We start from the raw sequence: 21,309 nt of genomic DNA, 5'->3' as shown, positions 1-21,309 counted from the left end.
CAGCACAGCGTCACGTCGCGTCGATCCGGCACGGAGCACCTGGCTGCCACGGAGGGGGCGCCGAGGAGCCTCCCGTGGCGACACTCGCCCCTCCCTCCTTCACTCGATAAGTTTACCCCCTGCTAAATCAGTCGAGCTTTAGCTAAATGAGCTGCGATTTTAGGGGGGTATAAACCGAGATTAAGCGCACTTGGGCGCCGTCGTCAAGAGGGGCTAAACTCCGTCGGGTGAGCGAAGACTTCGACTACGAGGCCCGCGTGGCGGAGATCGTCGCCCGCTTCCGGGCGGCCGGTGCTGACGCGATGGCCGCGGCAAAGGGCCTGGATGATCCGGTCTGGAGGACGCGTCTGGCCCAGGAACTGTTCGGGGTGTGCCAGGCAGTCGGAACGAAGTCCACTCGCCTCCGCCGGCGGAGCATGGCCGAAGCGGTCGCCGCGCGCGGCAATGACGCGGTCGCCAAAGAACTTCGCCTGACCCCTGGCCGGGTGTCGCAACTGGCCAATGATCCCGCCAAACACCGGGTGTTCTTCGGATCGGACACCGTCCGGGTGGCGTACCCGCTCCGGCATCTGAGCACCGACCGGGAGCGGCCCATGATCGCCGCGGAGGACGCCGCCACCGCCAACACCCTCGCGACGCTGCTCGAAGGGCTGGATCTCGAGGTCGACCGGGTCGCGATCGAACCCGGCCACCGTGAGCTGCCCGACGCGGACACGATCGTGGTGTGCGGGCCGAAATCGGCTCCAGTCGCCGCACGCCTGCTCGAACGCGACCCCGCGCTGGCCATGATCGAGGACGGCGGCCGGTGGTGGATCGAGGAGACCGGGAGCAGTACCCGTCGTGGCTCACCCGCGGACCAACCCGAGCCACGCCAGGCCGACATCGCCTATCTCGCCAGGCAGATCATCAACGGCCATGCCATCGTCCACATCGCGGGGATCCACAGCATCGGTTCCCTCGGCGCCGCCCACTACCTCGCGGCCAACCTGCCCGCACTGTTCTCGACCACCGGCGCCACGCCGTTCTCCGCGATCATCGGCTGTACCCACGACGGCACGAACATCACCACCAGCGAACTCGTCGCCGGCCCGTTCGCATGGTGACCTCTATCTCCGCCGCAGCGGCCCAGCTTCCGCCGTTCCACGACAGCGATGACAAGGTGTTCACCACGCGAGACGCGGTCATCGTGCTCGACGGCGCCAGCGCCTACGCACCCGTCCCAGTCAGCCCCTCCAGGTATGCCGAAACCCTGGGCACGCACCTGCGCGATCTCCTTGATCACCACGCCGGTATGGATCTGGCCGACGCCCTCGCCGACGCGATCGCCGCCACCACCCGACAGCTGAACCTGACTCCGGGTGCGTCCCCGTCCAGCACGGTGACCATCCTGCGCCGCCACGGAGAACACGTCGACGTGGTCATGCTCGGCGACAACCTCCTGATCCTGCCCGGACAGACGATCACCGATCCACGCCTCGACCGCCTCGATATCCCCGAACGCCGGCAGTACCGCCAACGCCTCACCCACGGCACCGGGTTCGACAACACCCACCAGGCCTTGCTGGCCGCATTGCAGCGCCGGCAAGCGCAGCACCGGAACCGGCCCGGCGGCTACTGGATCGCCGAAGCCGACCCGGCAGCGTCCTATGAGGCCATCCGCGCCACTATCCCCGTCCAGGAACTTCCGTGGGCGGTCGTGGCCACCGACGGCGCCTACACACCCATGACCCAGCTGGGAATCACCGACTGGCCTGCCATCAACACCATGACGGCATCAGGCCTTCATGACATCCTGACCCGCTGCCACAGCTGGGAACACGACATCGACCCAGACGCGCGGGCCCTGCCGCGGGCGAAACGCCACGACGACAAAACCCTTGTCACAGTACGGTTCGAATAGCCACAGAGGTCGCCGACGCCAGCCGCCGCCCCACAGCAGGGGCGCGATCGCTGGCGAATACCGATCCTGGAACGGCCCGTCCGGCCGCCAGTCCGCCACCCGTACGACCTGGCGACCGCTGCCTGTGTTCGGTGGCAGCAGGTCGTGAAGTCAGCGCGGACTCGGCGCCTGCCGTCGGGATCGTCACCGAGAACGTCGCTAGCCCGCACGCGGGAAGTGGCCTGGCCGTCACCCATGCGGTATTCGGCGGCCCATCTGCTGGCGGGCACCGCTGCGCCGCGCGTGCGGGCATACAGTCCCGTACCGATCCGGGACTGTATGCACCGCCGCACGGACTACCCGGCTTCGGGTTCGTACTGGCCGCCGAGATGCTGGCCCAGGAACCGCTCCGCCCTGGCATAGAACGCCAGCCTGTTTGCGGGCTTCTCCAGCCCGTGGCCTTCGTCGTCGAACAGCAAATACTCGGGAGGTAGGCCCTTGTCCCGCAGCGCAGCGACGATCTGGTCGCTCTCAGCTTGCGGGACCCGGGGGTCGTTGGCACCCTGCACGATCAACAACGGGATTGTCATACGGTCGACCCGCGAGAGCGGCGATCGCTCCCACAGGAATTCGGGCTCGGTGTCCGGGTTGCCCACCGCCGTGTACATCTCGGCGATCATCGGGGTCCAGTCGGACGGTATCGCACGCAGGAGCGTCTCGAGGTTGCTCGGCCCGCATAGGGAGATGGCGCAGCGAAATACCTCAGGGGTGATCGCCGCGGCGGCCAGGGCCGCGTACCCGCCGTAGGAGCCGCCGTAGATTCCGATCCTGTCCGGGTCTGCATACCCGGACTCAACCGCGTACGTGATGGCGTCCAGGAGGTCGTCGTGCATCTTGCCGCCCCATTCGCGGTTACCGGCGGCGGTGAACGCCTTGCCGTAGCCGGTCGAGCCGCGGAAGTTGACCTGAATGCAGAGGTAGCCACGATCGGCCAGCCACTGGGCTTCCGGATTCAGCCGCCACGTGTCCCGCCAACGCGGTCCACCGTGCACCAGGAGCACGGCCGGGAGCTTCTCGGCGTTCCCGGCCGGGAACGTCAGGTACCCGTGGATCTCCAGGCCATCGCGAGCAGTGAAAGAGAACGGCTCGACATCCTTCAGCCTGGTAGCGAGACAGGGGCGGTCATGGAACAGAAATTCTGCTCGGCGGGTGGCCCGGTCGTACATGTAGCTGGCGGTCGGTCCGTCGGCATGGACGTAGGACACGACCCAGATGGTGTTCGCGCGGTCAGCGGATACGACGTGAAGGTCTCCGTCATCCAGAACGGCCAGCGTGTCCAGATCACGCTGGATCTCGGGGACAAGGGCCTGCGTGCGCAAGCGTTCACGCTGGAACGACACCAGGACCGGCCGTTTCGTCGAGTCGTCGGTAAAGACTGAACCTACGTCGTAGGTCGGGTCCTCGGCGACGACCTCGTGCGAGCCGGACTCCACGTCGATCCAGACCAGCCGTGTGGCGTTGACGTCCATTGACGTCTTCACAAGCAGTTGGCGACCGTCTCGGTCGAACCCGAGCGGCTCGGTGCTCGGAGCGTCGATCGGGTCGACCGTCAGCACGGGGCGCCACTCGCCGTCGACCTCGCGCACCATGATCGTCCGGCCGCCATCCTGGTTCGGCCGGACGCCGGCCCGCACGTTCAGCTGGCTGTCGGCCACGAAACCGAGAAGCCCCGGGTTGTCGAGCACCTTGACTAAGTCGCCGGTCTCCAAATGCAGCTCGTAGACGTCGTGCAGCTGGGGATTGGTGTCGTTGAGTCCGATCAGCACTCGGTCGGTGATCTGGAGGTCCTGGGCAAGCAGCACTGCTTTGACACCGTCGAACGGTGTCAGGTCTCGGACATCGCCGCTGCGCACCGACACGGTGTAGAGGTGCGAGTTTTCGTCACCGCCCTGATCCCGCAGGTAGAGGATGTGGTCGCTGTCCGGCGCCCACGCGTACTCGCGGATACCTCGGTCGCGATCGGCCGTAACTGGCCGGGCATCATCGTCGGTGTCGACGTGCCTCACCCACACGTTGAGCACGCCCTCGTGGGGCGCGACCCACGCCAGCCACCGGCCATCTGGCGAGATCGACGGCGTTATGTGTTCCGGGTTGCCGAACAGATCGACACGCGGAATGACGCGTCCTGCACCTGTCTTCGGGTGCTGGGCCGTACTAGTCACGCTACGAGTTCTCCTTACTTTTGGATACTTGGGTTTGCGTCGCGTGCAGGTCAGCTCGCGCTGGCACGCAGAACAGCCACTGCCCGTCCCCTGGTCTCCGGACGAGGCGGAACGTTCGGCCCGCTGCGGCGGCGGATCATCACCGCCGTTTCCTCGGCCAGGCAGCGGTCCAGCGCACCGGCACGACCAACATCAACAATGTCCACAATGGTCACTCCGCTCATCATCAGGTGGTTCCGTGCGCCTGGCGCGGCCACCGCAACCGCGTCGCCAGGGCCGGGACGTGCTGTCACGGTTCGGTGGCGTGGCGGACCGGGTCGGCGAGGACCAGCAGAGTCCAGTCCGATCTCTGGATGCCGGTCATCGCCTGCCACCGGAGGCTGAACCGCAACGCGTCCTGGGGCCAGGACGACGCGGGATCCAGCCTGTGGACTCGATTTCTCACCAGGAAGTCGCTGCTGACAACGAAACGGAAATCCCCGGACAGGTCGGCGACGGCGGCACCCGCGATCAGCGAGCCGTCCCGCGGCAGCTGCGCGAGGCAGGTGAAGAGAACATCCCACGACAGCCGCTGCCAACCGGACTGCAGCGCGCGAACGGTCGACGCCGCGGTGCGCAGCCGATCGCGGACCAGCGCCAGCCCGTACACGTCGAACACGTCGTCGGACAGGTCGAGAACCTGTGCGGGCTCGGGAAAAAGATGCTCCCGCCCCAGGCGGGTGTCATAACACTCGCCCAGCCCTTTCGCGGCGTCCCGGTACAACCCACGTGCCTGTTCTACGGGCGTCGTGGACCGGAAGACCGCTCCGGCAAGCGCGTCCCACAGATCCCTTGACCGGACTCGCGTCACCGGGCCCGTCGCGAGCAGGACCTCACGCAGCCGGGAGCCAGTGTCGGTGAGCATGGCAGGGTCGACGACGTCGACCCGCGGTGCGGCGCCGGGCGGTCCGTCGACGAGCTCGACGTCGATCTCGTGACCACCGCATGGGGATGGGGTGGCCACGGCAAGCCACACCGCGTCCGGTGACCGCAGAAGCCGCCGCAACCGGCCCTGGCCATCACGCCGCCACCCTGGGTGATCCGCCATCACCGCCGGCCGCCGCCCCGCCCCCACGACGTGGTGACCGGTGGGTGTGGAGGGGGCGGTCACCGGCCCGCCCGCGTCCGCGCCGTGGCCACGACCAGCTCGGCCGTCTGTCCCGTCAGTGTGCACATATCGCGGCCCTCAACCTCGTCGCCGTCGCGGGCGGCCATCGAGACCTCCACTGCCACGTCGTCGGCCAGGCCGACGATGACCGTGCAGAACGAGCGTTGCTCTGAGGTCGTGGCGACCGCCGGGAATCCCGCTATCCGCTGTTCCCGCCACATCCACCCCTCACCCGCAGGCCGTGACGGATAGACCGCACTCAGACCCTGGCGACGCTTCGTCGCATAAGCGACCCTGATGATCATTCCGGTCACCGGGTTCTCCCACAGGCACGTCGGGCCCGGCGACTCCGCACGGTCGATCTTCCCCGCGACCTCGACACCCAGCACCTGCCGAACCTGTCCGGGTGTGAGAGCTGTCGTGCACGGCGAGCCCGACACCGCCGTGACCGGCAACGGATCACGCACCGGAGGCGCTCCCGCGTACGGCGGGACCCGGGTCGTCAACCCGATCGTCCGGGTTGTCGTCGGTGACGGGGGGCTCACCGGGGCTGGGCTGCATCCGACCACGACCGTCGCGATCAGCAGCATCACGCTCGCCCCGGCCGCGGTCCGTAGCCGCAACACGGTGCCCGTCAAGTCGTCTCTCCCCTCGTCGACCGCGGCATCAGCGCGGCCGTTTCCCGTTCCTTCCGCGCCTCACGCACGTTTCGTCGTAGCCACGACCGCACTCTCGCCTCCGGCACACCGACAAGCACCGCGATATCGACGACGGGAATCCGGTGCGCTCGCCACTCCAGGACCGCCCACATCCGGTCCGGCGACCGCTCATAACGTGGTATCCAGCGCACAAACGCCGCGCTGCCCTCCCCCGGCCCGAACCAGTCGGCGTCTGGGGCGCCGTTGCCGTGCGACTCGATGACGAGGTCACCGATCGTCTCCGCCCGACCCTGACGGATCATCCTGTAGGCCGGTTCAGCCCGCACAGGATCCTCGCCGTAGTTCGTAGGTCACTATCTGAAAATGACCGGACCGCGCTGCGGGCCCGCGCATGCTAAATCCCCTCTGCAATCGTTAAAACGCCTGTCATGACGCAGCGGACCAGAGTCGCGAGGCTTCCTTCTTCGGATCCGCAGTCGACCAGGTCTCCGCTGTGCGACAGCACGTCGCCTTCGGCGTTGATCAATGACATGACCGTCGACGACCGCGTCATCACCGCCTGGGCGTCGTCGTTGGACACAGCATGCTCGGCGCACCTCAGCTTGTTCGCTCGAACGACCTGTTGATAGGCCAGCAGCGGCCGATCAACGCGCACCAACGACCACCAGATCCGGGGATTTGCAGACGATGAGCTGTCTGAGGTGACGAACGGAAACCAGGTGGTGGCGGCTTCTGAGGCCTCACCCAGGCAGCGCACACAGTCCACAGGGGATGGTCGTACGCGAAATGACGGTGCGCCTCGACGCCCCCTGTGGACGTGGTCTGCACGAACAGACGCCGACAGACAAAGCGGAATAAGGATCTGACTTTGGTACCACGCATCAAGATCAAGCACGTGGACGACGCTCGACTCAGCCGCTGATACACCACAGGTACCGACAGGCCATTCCACCGGCGAAGGCGGGGTCCGTCGAACCCTTCCTCCGCGTTCTGGCTCAACAGATCGCTGTTGCGGCATGAGCACTGGTGAGCTACCTGAAATCTCTTCCCCGGAACGTGACGTCCTAAGCATCGCGAGGCTTTCATTGTGCTTCCTTCACAAGCCGACCTAATCGATTCCGCCGGTCACCGCTGAGCAGCGAAGGCGTCGGCCTGCACGATGTAGAACTGCGGGAAACACCTCCGACAGACACTTGATCTTGCGGTGCGACAGCTGACCCGCACCAGGGCGTCCGGTCAGCCGTAACCGAAAGCGAACCGGAAGTTTGGTACCGTTGACCAGCGACAATGCAGGTCACAAGTGGCCGAGAGGTGCCTCGTGAAACTCCCCCGCCCCGGGTTGGTTACTGCCCGTGATGCAGCAGGTCACACGCAGGAAAGCCTGGCTGCGGCCCTGGGCGTCGATGTGAAGACGGTCCGTAACTGGGAGAACGGCACCTACAAGCCGGGCAAACCTGACCTTCACCGGCGCTTCGCCGAGGAACTTCGCATTACTCGCCGCCAGCTCACTCTGTATCTGGAGCCGGCCACCGAGAACACAATAGACCGACACGATGATGACCGGGTCGGCATTGAACCTACGGCCAGCGACGCGCCGTCAACGCAGGATCGACTCGACGCTGCCCATGACCTGATAAACGGTGCTGAGTTCGTCGTGGGTCGACGAGAAGATGTGACACGGCACGGGAGCCGCGCCCCCAGTGTGGTGCATTCGGATATACCGCAGCTTCGTCGTGTTCTGGACACTCGGGATCTTCCCGACGATGGACCTGTTCGTTCGTTTCCCGAGCTGACGCTGGCGGTTCGAGCGGTCGTGGGGCGGCGGCTGCAATCGGACTACGCCGTTCTTGCGGCCGACGTCAACGACCTCCTGCCCGAACTGCACAGAGCAATCCTCTCTGCCCCTGCTGGGCTTGAACAGCAGTATGCCGCGCTGCTCACGCGCGCCTATCGGGCGGCTGATGCCATCGCCGACAAATTCGGGTACTACGACCTCTCGGCGCGGATTATCGATTTGATGCGAGATGCGGCTCAGCTGTCCGGAGACGAGCTACTCGTTGGAAGTGCCGCGTATGTCCGGGGCGAGGTCTACTTCGCCTCGCAGGACTTGGACGCTGGTGCTCGCATGCTGACGGTGGCGGCCGACAAGATCCGCGCTAGTGCGTCTGAAACCGCCGCGGCAACATACGGCACGCTGCACATGCGCGCGGCCGTTATGGCCGCGCGGGCGGGGGGTGCGCTACGAGCACGCGACCACATCCAGGAGGCGCAGCAGGTAGCGCAGCTAGTGAACGAGGGCGTCCACCTGGGAACAGCGTTCGGGCCGCCGTCGGTACGTATCCATCAGTTAGCACTCGCCGTCGAACTCGGCGACGTCGGCGCCGCCTTACGACTCGCCAGCGGCTGGACACCGCCGACCACGATGCCCGCGGAGCGCCGCTCGCACTTCTACATCGATCTAGGACGCGCGTTCCACCTCGCCGATCAGTCCGAACGGGTACTGAGGGCGTTCAGGGAGGCGAGGCGCATCGCACCTGAGCACGTTCGCGAACATCCGCAGGTCATCGACGTAGTCGATCACCTCGAACTCACGACCCACGGCAACTTGCGTGATGCCTTCCGAGGCTTCGCGGCCGGGCTGGTAAAGCCGCAGGACCGAAGCGCCTTCAGATCGTAGTCAGGAAGCGAGCAGACCAGGGAGTTCGACGAGCGAGTCGATCACCCAGTCAGCGTTCTTGCGTACGATTGGGTCATCAGCCCACAAGTATCCCCACGGGCCGCGGCGGATCAGCCCAGATCGCAGACCTGCAGCGCGGGCGGGTACCACGTCGTTGTCCCGATGATCGCCGACGTAGAGGATCTCGTGCGGCTCCCCCGGGGCGAGCTCGACGATCTTCTTGAAGAACTCGGCGTCCGGTTTCGCGACTCCCCACTCACCGGACGTGGCGATGGCGTCGACGGGCAGGGTAAGTCGACGAAGCAGCCCGGCGGCACGGTCGGTTTGGTTGCCCGCGATCCCCAGCCAGTAGCCCGCCGCTCTTAGGGCTTCGAGTGCCTGCCGTACGTCGGGGTAGAGATCTGTTTCTTCGATCCGCTCTCCAACACCGGATTCTTCCCGCAGCTGACGCTCGGCCGCCAGATCGAAGCCGGGGCGAATGAGTTCAAACGCCTCAGCGTTGTTGCGACCAGACGCCGTGACCGCGCCCACAAGGCCGGACAACGTGTTCAACGGCACGCCCAGCCAATCCGCCCACGCCCCCCACTCCCGGTCGTCCTTGATGAGAGTTTCGCCGACGTCGAACACCACGGAGCGGATCACGCAGCTTCTACCTCTCTGATCGTCCACCACTGACTACCGGGCTCGCCATCCGTCCTGAACTCCTCACCGCGCAGCAGCCCGTGGGGTCACCCATATCTTGCTCGACCCTATCGGGCACGTTGACACCCAAAGGCCCACGATGCCCATAGCCGTCATTCAGGGAGCAAGCCGCCTAATCCAGAGGCTACGCCGGATGGGTGGTCCGTCGAGAGTTCACCGAACGAAAGCCGCTATTTCCGCAGGTCAACCTATCTGACCTTCCGGTTGCTTCCGGTCACCGCCCGGTTGACCTTCCTGGTCCCCGGCCTGTCCCCTTACCAAGATCACCCCATCACATTTTGAGGGGTTGATGCATGTGGCTTCCGACGTCGCCATACCGCGGCAGATGCCGTCAGAGCTGTTGGCGCTTCACCAGGGGCCCAGTCGTGTGCGGTTGATCGACGCGCTGGTGGGCGGCAAGGACCACTACGAGGAGGACCGGCAGGCTGCAAATGCGGTCCGTGCGACGCTGCCGGACGGGGCGGCTACGGCGAGGCGCCTGTTTCAGGAAGACCGTCGGTTTCAGGTACGGGTCTGCGAGATGATGCTCCGGCGTACACCGGTCCGAACGTTCGTTGTCTGCGGAGCTGACCAGTGGGCGGTGGACGGGGACCCGCTGCACAAGCGTATTCACCGGGCCAACCCTGATGCTGTCGTTGTTTATGTTGAATCTGAACCGGTCATCGTCGCCCATGCACTGTCCCAGTACGACACGTCCACCAACTCGGCCAATTCCGTTGTCCGTGTTGTCGACGCCGACATGTTCGATCCCGACCTTTTCCGGCGGCTGTATGAGGAAGCGCACGTCCCTCTCTACCCGCGGGAGCCGGTGGCGCTGCTGCACTGCGCGACCTTGCCGTTCGTTCCTGACGGCACGGGGCGGACAGCGCAGGACATCATGGCTGGACAGATCGACGGGCTTCCGGACGGTTCGTTTCTGGCGCTGACGCATCTGTGCGCGCCTGAGGACCCTGATGACGCCGAGGCGGCGCGGCGGGCGGGCAAGGAACTCGAGGCTCGCGGTCTGGGGACTCGCCCGTTTCTTCCGCAGACAGACATCGAGGCGTTGTTCGGCGACCTTCCTCTGGTTGTTCCTCACGCGTTGACCGACGACCGCGTACCTGTTCCGTGTCCGGAGTGGTATCCGCCCGGCCCGTTCCGTCAGCGGGTTGCGAGCGATCGGTTCAACCTCGCCGGCGTCGCGCACAAGGGACGGTCCTGGCCGATCGCGTAGTCACCCACCCACATTTCGGAGAGGCCGCCCCGACCGGCTCTCTCACTCGTAGGGGAGGAACACCTTGAACACAACGGATTCCACGGCGCTTTTGAATTACGAGGGCCCGAAGTCTCTGCCTGCGCTGGTGCTGTCGGCCGTCGGGGAAGATCGCCGTGACCACGTGTTCACGCGTCAGTCTCATCGGGACAGACGTGCGGTCGCGGTCGCGCTGGTGGCCGAGCTCGTCCTCGAGTGCGCGGTGAAGATTCGTGGTGATCGGCTCGACGTCGCCGATGGTGTGGAGGTCGCCCGGCAGGCCGAGCCGTGTGGCCTAGCGGTCCGCGCGACACTGTCGAGAGATCTGCCGGTCGGTGACATGCTCGCCGAACTCGAGAGGCCGGCGTACACGGTGGCCTGGACAGCACTGCAGCGCGTGAACTTGGCCCGCAAGAGTCTAATCCGGGGTTGGGTCATGGATCCCGAAGCGACCTTTCTGTGGCATTGCATGCTCGCCTCCGCCCACCAGGACCGCGACCCGGAAGCTTCCCGCGCCGCAGTGCTTTGGCTGCTGCTCACCGAAGCTGGGCTCCACAGCGATCAGCTGAGCTCGCCGGGTCTGCAGCCTCGCAGTGGGTGTCCTGATGCCCTCCGCGGCTTGCTGAGGAAGCACGAGCATCACCGCAGAATCCCGTTCCGGCAGCGTCAGCACCACTGAGCCGCCGCCACACACCCAGTTGTTCTTCGCCGCCGGCTCTGTTTCGGCTGTTCTTCCGCCCCGTCCCCGTTCCCCATTCGTTCCATGTCGGAGACACCATGATGAGATCATCTCGCTTGCGGCATAAGCGCTTCTCCACAGTCCTCGGCTCCCTGCTGGGCGCGGCAGTCCTGCTGTCGACGTCCGCGTGCGGCGCACTCGGAGGAGACTCTGATCCAGCTCCTGGCCGGATCGGGGCGGTGAAGGTAACCGCGATGCAGGTGCTGGACACCGGTCCCCTGCGGCATGCGATCGCACGAGGCTATTTCACCGAGGCCGGGCTCTCCGTCAGCCTCGTGGACGCGGATAGCGGACAAGTCGGTATCACGAAGCTGAACGCCGGGGAGGTCAACCTGGCCTACGCGGGCGACGTCGCGATCATCACCGCTGTCGCGAATTCCGGCCTGGACCTGCGGATCGTCGCCGAAGCGGCGATGGCCGGACCGAAACACATGTGGATCATGGTCCGTAACGACGGTTCGGTGCGCTCTGTGGCGGAGCTGGCCGGGCGGCGGATCGCGCACAACGGCAACAACGGGGTGAGCCACATGCTCACCAGGACCGTGATGGCCACCCACCGCGTCGATGCCTCGACGGTGAAGTGGACGACGGCGAAATTCCCCGACATGGCAGGGCTGCTCGCCCGCAACGAGGTCGACGCCGCCCTGCTGACCGAGCCCTACATCGGCAAAGCCACCAAGCTGGGCCTGATGCCGCTGATCGACCCGGTCGCCGGAGGTGGCTTCGAGCAAGCGATCTCGACCGGGAGCTATGTTGCCACCGGAGACTGGGCACGCCAGCATCCGGCGGAGATCGCCGCGTTCCAGACGGTTCTGCGCCGGGCAGCGGCCGAAGCCACCACCAATCCAGGGCTCGTCCGGGACATCGCGGTCACGGACTTGAAAGTCGACCCAGCCGACGCCCAGACGATGACCATGCCGCTGTATCCGCTCGCGTCGTCCGCGCCGCAATTGCAGCGGTGGGCCGATCTGATGCACACGCAGGGCGTGATCGGCCATCCGGTCAGGATGGCTGATCTGATCATCGCACCTCCGCCGAACCGGTAACCCACCTTCCCCGTTCTGCCTGAGGGTGTGCACCGCGCACGTGCCGCCCGTATTCGACGTCTACGAGCAGGAAAGCGCACCACGATGCCAGAACACCCTCGTGACCCCGACACCGCCGCCGTGTCCGCCCTGGACGGTCCACAGTGGATCGTGACCCGTGCAGGGGTGCGCGCCGCGCTCGGGGGCCGGTGGGATGACCTCGGTGCTTTGTCGGCGGCGTGGCGGCTCCGCGCGTGCATGCCCGGCATCGAGGCGACGATCGCAGCCGAATACGAGTTCCGGGACCAGCTCGCCGACCAGGCTCACCGTGCTGGTGGGTTGCGGCAGTTCGTCGTCGTCGATCCGGACCTGCCGCCGTGGCGGCCGGTACACGAAGCACTCCCGGCCGACGCGGGCTGTCGGGTGCTGTATCTGGTCGATGACATCGAACGCGCCGTCCGTACGTGGTTGCTCACGATCTGCCAGGACCTCCCACGCGTCGACTGCACATCGTCTTATCCCGACATCGAGATGTGTCTGCGCACAGCCGCGTTGAACAGGGACATCACGCTCGACGAGCCGATCTGTGTGCTGCTCTCCCCCGCGCTCCAGCACACCCGTGACCCGGAGGTGGTTCTGTCCCAGCTGTGGAACGTCCTGCCCGCGGGCAGCTGGGTGGCGGTCACTCAGATCTCGTCCCCGGCCCCGGCAACCGGCGCAGGGAGGCCGGCGCTGCCCGTGGAGATCGCGTTCACCAGCTGCCTGGACTCGCCGCTGGTACTGCGCGGCGCCGCAGAGCTGGAGCAGCTTTTCACCGTTCCACATGCGTGGGAGCTCCTCCGGTTCGGCGGCGTCGAGTGCCTGTCCGCTCGGGGCGCGGGCCCGGCCCTGCCCGCCGGGCGCGCATCTCCGCAGTTGCTCACGGTGGTGGCCCGCCGCCCGCCCCGCAAGGGACATCCCCGTCGCAGTCCCCGACGCAGCGAACCAGCCCGTATCCAGGAGAACCCGGCATGACCGCACCGCCTGACCCGTACTTCCTCACCCCGAAGGGAACCGTCCCTAATGAGGAAGCCGAGGCCGACAACCCGACCGTCGCGCGCGTCAACGGTGCCCTCCTCGACCGGCTGCTGGGCACACGATCCGACGGGACCTTCGTCGCCGACCGGGAGCTGGCCGCATGGATCGATGCCGACGTCCCGGGATATGGCTGGAGCGTGTTCGCGCAGCGACTGTTCCTCAAGGAGGTCATTTCCCATGCGGCCGAGGTCAAGGGGATCACGCAGTTCGTCGTCTTACGCGCCGAGCTGCCCCTGGGCCCGGACCAAGCGACCCCGCACAGCATGGCCAAAGCCCACACCGCGTCACCCACCACGATCCTGGTCGCCCGGGAGACTATCCCGTGCGCCCAGCAGAAGGGCGCACTCCGCGAGCAGCACCGCGCCGCGACAATCCTGGCCCCGGTCCACGACGTCCACCGGCCGCTGCACACGATGCACGACCGCGACGGCTGGGCTCTGGACCTCGGTAAGCCGGTGTGCCTGACGATGGTCGGCGACCCGTCGCACTGGCCCGGTGACGGCGGCGACCTCATCCGCGCCTACGACCACGAGCTTGCCGAGGGCAGCGTGCTCGGCGTGAGCGCGCTGGGTGCCGCCCCCGCGGGGAGCGCGGCGGCCGCCGCGCTCGATGACCTCGCCAGGCACCTGAGAGCGACACCCGAACCGGAGTTGACCCTGCGAACCCCCGCTGAGATCGAAGGCTGGTTCGACGGCACGGGTTGGGATGTCGAGTTCCCCGGCGTCGCGCCAGTCTCGCGGTGGGCTGGGCCTCCGCCCGCGGATTTGGCGGGACCGGAACTGCCGGTGTGGTGCGCGATCGCGACGCGGGCCTCGTCGTGACCGCCTTAGCGGCGGGGACCACGTCCGTCGACAGCCAAGTGTCCGAGCCGCACGGCCTGCTCGCAGATCTTGTCGACCACGCCGCGATGGAAGTGAACGGCTGCAGTTTGACTGAGGTCACCGATGCCGTGGTGCTGGACCGCGAGGACGCCGGCGCGTGGTTGTCCGGTCTGTTGGATCGCCGGATCGCGCACCGTTGCGGTCCGAGCGAGCACCTGTTCGTGGCCGCAGACACCGAGCAGGCGGTCCGGATCGTCGTGGCCCGTTCCGAGGTCGGTGAACCGGTGACGTTCGTGGCGCAGACTCCACGCGTCGGTTCCGAGCCGGATCTGTATCGGCAGCTCGTCGACGCCGCCCGCACCGCCAGTCCACCCCGCGTCAACGGACCAAGCCCCGTAGCCGTTCCGAATCCGGCAACCCACAGCACGGGCGACGACCACGGCTGAGACATGGCTACCGCGGGACGTCGAAACGACGTGGCCGGAAGCAGCGCCACGACCGCGACGGGATCACGCCTACCGGACGCGTCGTGTCGAGCTGATCGACATCTCCGACGCTGCGATGACGTCGGTCCCACCGCGCCCACCGGTGTTCCCGGTGGCCCACAGGCGCGCTCCCCGCAAGCCCGCGGAGAGCGTCAGGAAGCAACTCGAGAAGGGAAATAGTGACAGAACTACGAACGAGAGCCCGCCGCCGTGGCGGGTTCCGCGTCGCCGTGGCCGCCCTGGCGGCGTTCCTCGCCGCTGGCCTCGGTCTCGGTGGCGCGCCGGTCGCTGCCGCCGACGGCGGGAACCACGGTGCGGCGATCGCCGCGCCCGCCAGCACCACCAGCCCGGCCGCCACCGACCCCGGAGGCAACGATGTGTCGCCGATGATCGTCGGTGGCGAACGCGCGCCGGAAGCCTACGCCGGCGCCGGGTCGATCCAGCTGCTGAAGAACGGCTGGAAAGACTGGCACACCTGCAACGGTGCGCTCATCCACCCGCGGTACGTGCTCACCGCGTCGCACTGCCTGTCCATCCAGCCGCCCGCGCCGAAGCGCGCGGACAAGGCAGGCGAGCTGGCGTGGCGGGCGTTCCAGCAGGCGCCGGCCCCGCGGCGGGCCGGAGTGGGGACGCAGGCGGAACCGCAGGATCCGTCCCAGTACACGCTGCGGATCGGCTCGACCGACCGGCATTCCGGTGGCGCCGTCCGCCGCGTCGCGTCGATCTCGCTTCCGCAGGGCTGGGAGTGGGGTATGCCGGACGCGGGCGGCTACATCTGGGATATCGCGTTGATTCAGCTGGATCAGCCGGTCCCGGGATGGATGGTCAAGCCGGCGAAGCTCGGTGCTCCGAGGGCCGGGAAACCGGCCCGGATCATCGGGTGGGGCATGACCGACCCGGACCCGTCTCACTGGGGTGCCCCGGCACCCCGGTGGCTGCGGCAGCTCGACGTCCCGATCGCCCCGAACGGCGACTGCGCCGAAGCGGGCATCGGCCGTGGCGAGACCTGCCTGGGCACCTCCCCGGGCGGCGGGACCGCGTGTGCCGGTGATTCCGGTGGCGGCGCCCTGCAGCGGCAGGGGCGGGACTGGGTCCTGATCGGGCTCGGGTCGCGGTCGCACACGCAATCCTGCGTCAGCTCCACGATCTACACCAAGGTCGCCGAACCGCGGTTCCTGCTCTGGATGATCCGCGCCATGCACAAGCGTGACCCGCACACCCAGGTCACGCAGGCGGATCTGACGCTCGCGCGATAAGCACTACAGCGGATCGGTGGCAGCTCAGTCCCGCTGTCACCGATCCGCACCACCCGCTTTTCTCTCCCTCGACAGCCCAACGTCCAACCCATCACAAGGACTTCTCGTGCTCAAGCTTTTCCAGAAGGCCACCCCCGGCGGCGACAGCGCACGCTTCTACCAAGCGGCACTCGACACGCTCGCCCGCCAGCCCGACCTCGGCCCCGCCACTGACGAGGTCCCCTGGTCGGTCGCCTTCTACTACGACTGCCCCAACCGGCCTGGCCACAGCGACCGTCTCAGCGGCGGCGGTGTCCTGATCTCGGATCGCTGGATCCTGACCTGTGCGCACATCTTCAGCGACATCCGCCGCAAACGGGACGAACCCCCGCTGGCGGAGAAGAACTTCTACGCCCGAATCGGCGGGCGCGACCTCCACTCCGGCACCACACGCCGCATCAACGCACCCACTCCCGGCCCGTTCCGGCCCCACCGGTTGGGACGGTTGCCCGGCGCCGTCGGCGACATCTGCCTCGTCGGGCTCGCCGAACCCGTCGACCTGCCACCGATCAAGATCGCGACGACCCCCGCCCAAGTAGGCCAGGCCGTGCGCACCTTCGGCTGGCGCGGCGGCAACGACGGAGACGGGACCCTCACTCAGATCGACACCGCGATCGTCGACCCCCGCAGCGGCCTCAACCTCGGCCTCAGCCACGGCGAACTCGCCGCCGCGCTCCCGACCGGCTCTGTCCTCGGACCGGGATTCTCCGGACAACCAGTCCTGCGGGTGCCGGACACCACGGACGCCGGTGAGCCTGAGGTAGTCGGCCTCATCTCCCGCGGACCAGTCGAAGAACTGTCGTTCGCCGTCCCGATGATCCTCACCGACATCACCGCGCACCTGGCATGGACCACCGCCACCACCTCCGGCCTGGTGACCCCGTGCTGATCACCGTCGACGTCGGACACACACTCGGCGAGTTCGACCGGCCCGGCACCGCCGACCTACTCCGCGAGATCGCCGAGGCGCCCACGTACGCCGCCGAGGTCGACCGCACCCTCCTCCACGTCACCCCCGAGCTAACTCCCGGGATCGCCCGGCACGTGCGCGAACTTCTGCTCATCCCCGAGCACGCCTGGCCCGAAACCTGGCACACCGGAGGTTTCACGCCCTACCCCGGCACACTCGCCGCCTTGCCTCGCCTGGCCGCGATCGCGCCCGTGGTCGCGCTGACGAACGTGTCCTGTATCGCCGGACCACGACGGCTCGACGACCTCCGACTCCACTGTGGACAGTATCTGGACGGAGTGTTCGCCAGCTACCAGCTCGGCTCCCGCAAACCCCAACCCCACGGCTGGAACACCATCGCCGCCACGCACGGCATCAGTGTCCGCGAGATCGTGCATATCGGTGATCGCGTCGACGACGACATCCGCGGCGCACTCACCGCCGACTGCGCAGCCGCGATCCTAGTCACCACCCGGGAAACCCTGCCCGCCGATCTTCGTCAGGTTCCCCGCGCCACGTCGGTCCCCGACCTCGGCGGCGCCGCCACCGCGATCGCCGCGATGGCGGGTGAGGCCGCGTGAGCACCAGGCACCGGCCGGCCCGCCCCGGACACCTCCCGGCCATCGTGGCCATGACCCTATCGGTCGTGATCTTCCTCCGCCGCCGACTGCGAACACCTCGCGGCCACAGCCGGGTCCGCGACGTCGCGCAGCCGGCATCCCGTCGACCTTGACGTGCACGACAACACCTCATCCGGCCGACACCGCCATGCCCGAACTCCCGCTGCTGTGGCACCAACTCCGCTTCTGCGGCAGGGAAAGGAGCACAGCGTGAACGATCCCAACCCACCTGCCCTATGCCCGGATACCACCGGCGACAGCAGGCTGTCGAGCGGGAGGCAGTACGGGAGAGTCCGTTTGTGGCCACCCGCCACCGACCGGGACCGGCCCGGCACTGCGCACACAGCCAATGTTCGCGAGGTAGGCGGCCCGGTTCTTCTTCCAGTCTCGGCCGTAGCCGCGTTCGGCGGCGGCGCCTCAGACCTGGTCGGTGTGGCGCCGTTGTTCGCGTCGGCAGGTCAGGCACGGACCGGTAGGGACGGCGCGTCGGCGGTCGGGCAGACGCGGCCGGGCCGGTTCGGCATGTCGTCCCAGGTCAGGTACCTGACGCGAGCCGTGGGCGCCAGTGCGCGCGGTTGGCCTCGGCTTCGGCTTGCCTGTCGCTCCAGCGACGCCCGTTCTGGAGCAGCCCCAGCTTAATTTCGCGTCCGCTGGCAGCCATAGCTCCAATGAGTCTCTGGCGCCCCGCCATTCACGTGGCGGGGCGCCAGACACTCATCAACGGCAGCTTCCTAACCCGAAAGGTCTGGAGTTCGCCTCAGCCGCACCAGCCCACGTTCCATCGGTCGATCTGGTATGACGTCCCGCCACCGCCCCAGAGCCTGGCCCAAATCCGCTGCCCACCGAAGTCCATCAAGTCATATAGCCCCTGTCCGGCGTTGGACCAACTCAAGATCGCACCGTGGTACCACAGTGGCGTGTTGTCCCGCGCGATGCACTGGTAACGCGACTGCGCACCAGCGCCCTTCGCCTTGACAGCCAGAGAACTCGACGCCGTCACGTCGACGGCTACCGAGGAATCCGATGCCGCCGCCGACACGACAGGCTGCTCCGCCGCCGCGGCACCTGGCGCGGCGAGCGACGTAACTCCGCACGCCAGCGCACCCACCGCCGAGACCGTCGCGAGGATCCGCGCAGCACCCAGATCACGAAAACCGTTGCCCATAGCCCTTCCTCCCAAAGAGACGACTGATTACAGGGAGGACCGACGACACAAACCAGACAAGTACCGCTTGTCGAGTCACGCGCCGCACCGACACCAAATGAAATGACATGAGGGAGTCCGGGAGACGGCGCCCTCCCCTGGAACCGCCTCCCGGACTACGGCGCCCACCAGGGGGTAGAGGAGGCGCCGCTTCGAAGGCCTGGAGCACCGTCCCGAACGGGTAACTCCGTAACGACCCTCTAAGCCCAGTGTGCCGACAACACGCCATATCGTCAACTTTTTCAGACGATATCTTGACTATCACTCTGTGTACATCGGTGACTGCCACGCGTGCGCTAGGTTGCCGCCTCGGCGCTGAAGCCTTCCCGGCGCCGCGACCTGTCAGCAGAGTCTCAGCAGACTGCCCCCGAGCCGAACGGCGTAGCAGAGCTAAACCCGTTCGGTCTGCGCCAGCTTCGTGCGCAACAACCTAGGAACCTTTCCAGCGCACCGGGCCTGCGAGTAGTGAATTGACGAGTGGGATTCACGCCTCGTGCGTGTACGAGGTGGACACGGCATTCAAGCAGACCCACCCGCGGCGGCCGGCCAGGGAGTCTCAGCCCTTTACGTCGGCAGGCCGCCGCAGGTGGGCCTGCTTCGAGACCGCGTTGTCCACCTCGCACACCCCCAAGGCGGTCTCCTAAGTGTTGCAGCGCCGTGCTGCCTTCCAAATGCACGGTCCGATCCTCTGACGAGACAACGCAATTTTCAATGATGATCGGCAGTCGCCTCGTTCCTGATCCAGACAGCGCCTGGGAGACAGGGACTGCTCGTCACACTCCGTCCCTACGAACCGGGATCGCTTGCTGAAGCCACCCGAATGAGCCGGGTCCCGAGCCGCGCACGTCCCCCCAACGTGCCGCGCCCCGGCTCGGCTGGCTGGTCGTCGCACCGCGCCGCGACGACCAGCCAGCCCCTCCAGCGAAGGGCCGAACGATGCGGAACAGAATGCCCCTTTCACCAACCGAATTGGAAGTCCTCCAGCACGTCGCGCGAGGCCTTGGGAATCGTGAGATCGCCGACAAGACCTTTCGCTCCACCGAGACCATCCGCACTCACATGAAGAGCATTCTGTACAAGCTCAAGGCCAGCAACCGGACCCACGCCGTCGCGATCGCCTATCACGTTGGAATCTTCCAGGGGCTTCACTCAACAGACGAGCAAGCCACGTCCCCGTTGACACCCCCCGCACCAAACCTCACGGTGCAGATTCCGCCCGGACATCCCGCCGCAGATTCGCCGCCACCGAGCGATCGGCCTGCCAGACAACGCACGGCCACATCGGACACAACACAGCCGCCCCGTCCACGAAGCCAGCGTCGGCTATGACAGCCGCGACGCTGTTTCCGCTACCCGCTGTCGACCCGCCGCCCGACATCGTGTCATGGGGAGCAGGGGTGGAAAGTTCCGCCTACCTGACCGAAATACTTTCGAACCCTGAAGACCACGGTACTGATCCGGCGAACTTGGTGGTGCTGCACGCCGTTGTCGGCTCGGAGTTCAATGACACGCTCCGCGACTCCGAACGCTACATCTTGCCGCTGCTGCGCGACCGAGGTGTCCGCCTGATTCAGTTGTCGCGCCGCGGCCCGCTTGAGTCTGACGGCATTGAAATCCTAGACGACACACGAAGTCCCAGAACCATGCACAGCAAGGGCCCGTGGACGCTGGCGCAACACAACGCGGTCAACGGCATCACTCCCCAACTATCAGACCGCCGCTGTTCGCTCCAATTCAAGGGCTTCGTGCTCGACCGCTTCATTCTCACCGCCTTTCCCGACCGCGAGTACCGGCATGCGATCGGCTACAACCGCGACGAAACCGGCCGCGCCGACAAGGACGACGTCTACGCCACCCAGACACGCAAGCCGTTCCATCCGCTCATCGACTGGGACTGGTCCCGCTCCCGATGCCTCGCCCGCCTGCACAAGGCCTTCCGTGTCACGTGGAAAAAGTCCGCATGCTCGTTCTGCCCCTTCGCCGGCTCACAAGCCTCACTTCCCGACCTCAAAGACCGGATGCGACTCTTCCCCGACAAGGCGGTCGAGGCACTGCTCACCGAGTTTCGCGCGCTGTTCTTCAATCCCCGCAGCCGCATGTTCGGCCGCCACAGTCTCTACGACCGCCTCGTCGAAGACGACAACGTCGTCGCTTTGACGCGGTTCGAGCGACAGCTCGACCGTTCACAGTGGAGTGTCTACGAAGTCCGACGTCTGTTCTTCCCGCAAGCGGCGGACCCGAACAAGAAGGGGCCTGGCTGGCGCTCAACGCGCGTGAGATTCACCGGGACCCGCAACGATGCACTCGCATGGATACGCGACAACGTCGGTGTCCCCGAGGAAACCGGCCGGGTATGGATCCGCCGGCAAGCTACAGACGGCCCCTATCCGCGCACCGAACACTTCATCGGCGCGACTCTCGCCGGAACCGCGGACAAGGAACGCCGAAACTTTGCCAAGCACTGGGCGGCGTTCACCGGAGAGACCTTATTCGACCTGCCCTGAACCTCCCACGGGCACCGATGCTCGGCGCTCACCGGCCGCCCAGCTTCACCGCGATAGCTCGCGCCGCCCATCC

General features: G+C 66.7%; 22 protein-coding genes. 14 read left to right on the top strand and 8 right to left on the bottom strand.

Translation table 11 applies throughout. The annotated features are described in order from the left end of the window. The first annotated feature begins 227 nt into the window (after positions 1-227). Positions 228-1,103 (top strand): hypothetical protein, encoded by an 876-nt coding sequence (locus ACXIZN_RS41595; RefSeq protein ID WP_457960217.1) that lies wholly within the window; start codon positions 228-230, stop codon positions 1,101-1,103. Then, a complete protein-coding gene (locus tag ACXIZN_RS41590) occupies positions 1,097-1,900 on the top strand; it encodes a hypothetical protein (protein WP_457960216.1) in 804 nt (267 codons plus the stop codon). Before ACXIZN_RS41595 ends, ACXIZN_RS41590 begins: the two co-directional genes overlap by 7 nt. A 335-nt stretch (positions 1,901-2,235) precedes the next feature. Here the strand turns inward: ACXIZN_RS41590 and ACXIZN_RS41585 are convergent, their stop codons facing one another. From ACXIZN_RS41585 to ACXIZN_RS41560, 6 genes are all read right to left on the bottom strand, one after another. Continuing rightward, a complete protein-coding gene (locus tag ACXIZN_RS41585; protein ID WP_457960215.1) occupies positions 2,236-4,101 on the bottom strand; it encodes a S9 family peptidase in 1,866 nt (621 codons plus the stop codon). Between the two features lie 50 nt (positions 4,102-4,151). Beyond that, positions 4,152-4,316: a hypothetical protein gene (locus ACXIZN_RS41580; protein ID WP_457960214.1), complete on the bottom strand. Its 165-nt coding sequence runs from the start codon at positions 4,314-4,316 to the stop codon at positions 4,152-4,154. Between the two features lie 74 nt (positions 4,317-4,390). Beyond that, on the bottom strand, positions 4,391-5,104 hold the full coding sequence (locus tag ACXIZN_RS41575) for a hypothetical protein (RefSeq protein WP_457960213.1): 714 nt from the start codon (positions 5,102-5,104) through the stop codon (positions 4,391-4,393). 143 nt (positions 5,105-5,247) lie between these two features. Continuing rightward, complete coding sequence (locus ACXIZN_RS41570) at positions 5,248-5,886, bottom strand: DUF3558 family protein (RefSeq protein ID WP_457960212.1); 639 nt, start codon at positions 5,884-5,886, stop codon at positions 5,248-5,250. After that, entirely contained in the window at positions 5,883-6,233 is a 351-nt protein-coding gene (locus tag ACXIZN_RS41565) for a hypothetical protein (RefSeq protein ID WP_457960211.1), read from the bottom strand. The genes ACXIZN_RS41570 and ACXIZN_RS41565 overlap by 4 nt, the downstream gene beginning before the upstream one ends. A gap of 68 nt (positions 6,234-6,301) precedes the next feature. Beyond that, entirely contained in the window at positions 6,302-6,664 is a 363-nt protein-coding gene (locus ACXIZN_RS41560) for a hypothetical protein (RefSeq protein WP_457960210.1), read from the bottom strand. Between the two features lie 561 nt (positions 6,665-7,225). Here ACXIZN_RS41560 and ACXIZN_RS41555 point away from each other — a divergent pair. Beyond that, entirely contained in the window at positions 7,226-8,584 is a 1,359-nt protein-coding gene (locus tag ACXIZN_RS41555; protein WP_457960209.1) for a helix-turn-helix domain-containing protein, read from the top strand. Here ACXIZN_RS41555 and ACXIZN_RS41550 read toward each other — a convergent pair whose 3' ends face one another. Beyond that, complete coding sequence (locus ACXIZN_RS41550; protein WP_457960208.1) at positions 8,585-9,226, bottom strand: HAD family hydrolase; 642 nt, start codon at positions 9,224-9,226, stop codon at positions 8,585-8,587. It abuts the gene before it with no gap. Positions 9,227-9,653: 427 nt separating this feature from the next. Here ACXIZN_RS41550 and ACXIZN_RS41545 point away from each other — a divergent pair, with 427 nt between their 5' ends. The 9 genes from ACXIZN_RS41545 to ACXIZN_RS41505 all read left to right on the top strand — a co-directional run bounded on the left by ACXIZN_RS41545 (position 9,654) and on the right by ACXIZN_RS41505 (position 17,489). Next, positions 9,654-10,499 carry an SAM-dependent methyltransferase gene (locus ACXIZN_RS41545; RefSeq protein ID WP_457960207.1) on the top strand — a complete coding sequence of 282 codons (846 nt, stop codon included), beginning with the start codon at positions 9,654-9,656 and terminating at the stop codon, positions 10,497-10,499. A 64-nt stretch (positions 10,500-10,563) separates the two neighbouring features. Then, a complete protein-coding gene (locus ACXIZN_RS41540) occupies positions 10,564-11,196 on the top strand; it encodes a hypothetical protein (protein WP_457960206.1) in 633 nt (210 codons plus the stop codon). Positions 11,197-11,294: 98 nt separating this feature from the next. Continuing rightward, complete coding sequence (locus tag ACXIZN_RS41535) at positions 11,295-12,302, top strand: ABC transporter substrate-binding protein (RefSeq protein WP_457960205.1); 1,008 nt, start codon at positions 11,295-11,297, stop codon at positions 12,300-12,302. 84 nt (positions 12,303-12,386) lie between these two features. After that, positions 12,387-13,295, top strand: coding sequence for an SAM-dependent methyltransferase (locus ACXIZN_RS41530; protein WP_457960204.1), 909 nt, complete (start codon positions 12,387-12,389; stop codon positions 13,293-13,295). Beyond that, entirely contained in the window at positions 13,292-14,179 is an 888-nt protein-coding gene (locus ACXIZN_RS41525; protein ID WP_457960203.1) for an SAM-dependent methyltransferase, read from the top strand. Before ACXIZN_RS41530 ends, ACXIZN_RS41525 begins: the two co-directional genes overlap by 4 nt. Continuing rightward, positions 14,146-14,625 (top strand): hypothetical protein, encoded by a 480-nt coding sequence (locus ACXIZN_RS41520; protein WP_457960202.1) that lies wholly within the window; start codon positions 14,146-14,148, stop codon positions 14,623-14,625. Before ACXIZN_RS41525 ends, ACXIZN_RS41520 begins: the two co-directional genes overlap by 34 nt. Positions 14,626-14,843: 218 nt before the next feature. After that, positions 14,844-15,920 (top strand): S1 family peptidase, encoded by a 1,077-nt coding sequence (locus ACXIZN_RS41515; protein ID WP_457960201.1) that lies wholly within the window; start codon positions 14,844-14,846, stop codon positions 15,918-15,920. A gap of 106 nt (positions 15,921-16,026) precedes the next feature. Further along, on the top strand, positions 16,027-16,848 hold the full coding sequence (locus tag ACXIZN_RS41510; RefSeq protein WP_457960200.1) for a trypsin-like serine protease: 822 nt from the start codon (positions 16,027-16,029) through the stop codon (positions 16,846-16,848). Further along, positions 16,842-17,489, top strand: a complete 648-nt coding sequence (locus ACXIZN_RS41505; RefSeq protein ID WP_457960199.1) for an HAD family hydrolase — start codon at positions 16,842-16,844, stop codon at positions 17,487-17,489. The genes ACXIZN_RS41510 and ACXIZN_RS41505 overlap by 7 nt, the downstream gene beginning before the upstream one ends. Before the next feature lie 796 nt (positions 17,490-18,285). On the opposite strand, the gene ACXIZN_RS41500 is transcribed toward ACXIZN_RS41505, so the two are convergent. Continuing rightward, a complete protein-coding gene (locus tag ACXIZN_RS41500; protein WP_457960198.1) occupies positions 18,286-18,693 on the bottom strand; it encodes a hypothetical protein in 408 nt (135 codons plus the stop codon). Between the two features lie 975 nt (positions 18,694-19,668). On the opposite strand from ACXIZN_RS41500, the gene ACXIZN_RS41495 reads away from it, so the two are divergent. Both ACXIZN_RS41495 and ACXIZN_RS41490 read left to right on the top strand, forming a co-directional pair. After that, on the top strand, positions 19,669-20,061 hold the full coding sequence (locus ACXIZN_RS41495; protein ID WP_457960197.1) for a response regulator transcription factor: 393 nt from the start codon (positions 19,669-19,671) through the stop codon (positions 20,059-20,061). Continuing rightward, complete coding sequence (locus ACXIZN_RS41490) at positions 20,058-21,236, top strand: hypothetical protein (RefSeq protein WP_457960196.1); 1,179 nt, start codon at positions 20,058-20,060, stop codon at positions 21,234-21,236. The genes ACXIZN_RS41495 and ACXIZN_RS41490 overlap by 4 nt, the downstream gene beginning before the upstream one ends. Positions 21,237-21,309 lie beyond the last annotated feature (73 nt).

Source organism: Amycolatopsis sp. TRM77291 (assembly GCF_054166285.1).
Note: the sequence above shows the minus strand (reverse complement) of the source record. Positions and strands in the feature narration are given on the sequence as shown.

Coding starts and splice junctions, on each gene's coding strand:
- ACXIZN_RS41535 (WP_457960205.1), top strand. CDS start 11,295: ATGATGAGATCATCTCGCTTGCGGCATAAGCGCTTCTCCACAGTCCTC.
- ACXIZN_RS41495 (WP_457960197.1), top strand. CDS start 19,669: ATGCGGAACAGAATGCCCCTTTCACCAACCGAATTGGAAGTCCTCCAG.
- ACXIZN_RS41490 (WP_457960196.1), top strand. CDS start 20,058: ATGACAGCCGCGACGCTGTTTCCGCTACCCGCTGTCGACCCGCCGCCC.
- ACXIZN_RS41590 (WP_457960216.1), top strand. CDS start 1,097: ATGGTGACCTCTATCTCCGCCGCAGCGGCCCAGCTTCCGCCGTTCCAC.
- ACXIZN_RS41500 (WP_457960198.1), bottom strand. CDS start 18,693: ATGGGCAACGGTTTTCGTGATCTGGGTGCTGCGCGGATCCTCGCGACG.
- ACXIZN_RS41530 (WP_457960204.1), top strand. CDS start 12,387: ATGCCAGAACACCCTCGTGACCCCGACACCGCCGCCGTGTCCGCCCTG.
- ACXIZN_RS41525 (WP_457960203.1), top strand. CDS start 13,292: ATGACCGCACCGCCTGACCCGTACTTCCTCACCCCGAAGGGAACCGTC.